Raw genomic sequence first — 664 nt, 5'->3', positions numbered from 1 at the left:
GGTCAGCACCGCCGCGTTGCCGGCGGCGTCCATGACGGTGCCGCCATTCAGGGTCAGCGCATTGGCGTCGAGGCTGATGCCGTTGGCGTCATTCTGTCCAGCCTGGATCGTGTAGGTGAACACCAACTGAGTGCTGCCGCTGCCGGAGGCGTAAGCCGCCTGCACCGGCGTGCCGCCGATGTTCAATGCAAGTTGCGGGGTGCCAGTCACCGTGACGCTCTCGCTGAACGTCACGGTGACGCTGGCGACGTCGCCGGCRTTCAGCGTGCTGTTCTGCACGCCCGTCGCGCTGGTGATCGCTTCGCTGCTCACCGCCGGGGCAGCGGTATCGACCTTGTAACTGGCATTGTCGGCCACCGCTGCCGCGGTCAGCACCGCCGCGTTGCCGGCGGCGTCCATGACGGTGCCGCCATTCAGGGTCAGCGCATTGGCGTCGAGGCTGATGCCGTTGGCGTCATTCTGTCCAGCCTGGATCGTGTAGGTGAACACCAACTGAGTGCTGCCGCTGCCGGAGGCGTAAGCCGCCTGCACCGGCGTGCCGCCGATGTTCAATGCAAGTTGCGGGGTGCCAGTCACCGTGACGCTCTCGCTGAACGTCACGGTGAGTGCCAGTCACCGTGACGCTCTCGCTGAACGTCACGGTGACGCTGGCGACGTCGCCGGC

General features: G+C 66.4%; 1 pseudogene. It reads right to left on the bottom strand.

From position 1 onward, the window contains the following. A pseudogene (locus A7X65_RS40360) lies at nucleotides 1–600 on the bottom strand (hypothetical protein); the annotation flags it as partial. Nucleotides 601–664 lie beyond the last annotated feature (64 nt).

It is taken from the genome of Bradyrhizobium stylosanthis, from assembly GCF_001641335.1.
Lineage (GTDB): Bacteria > Pseudomonadota > Alphaproteobacteria > Rhizobiales > Xanthobacteraceae > Bradyrhizobium > Bradyrhizobium stylosanthis.
The sequence above is the reverse complement of the archived record's forward strand: the minus strand, read 5'-3'. Positions and strand labels throughout refer to the sequence as shown.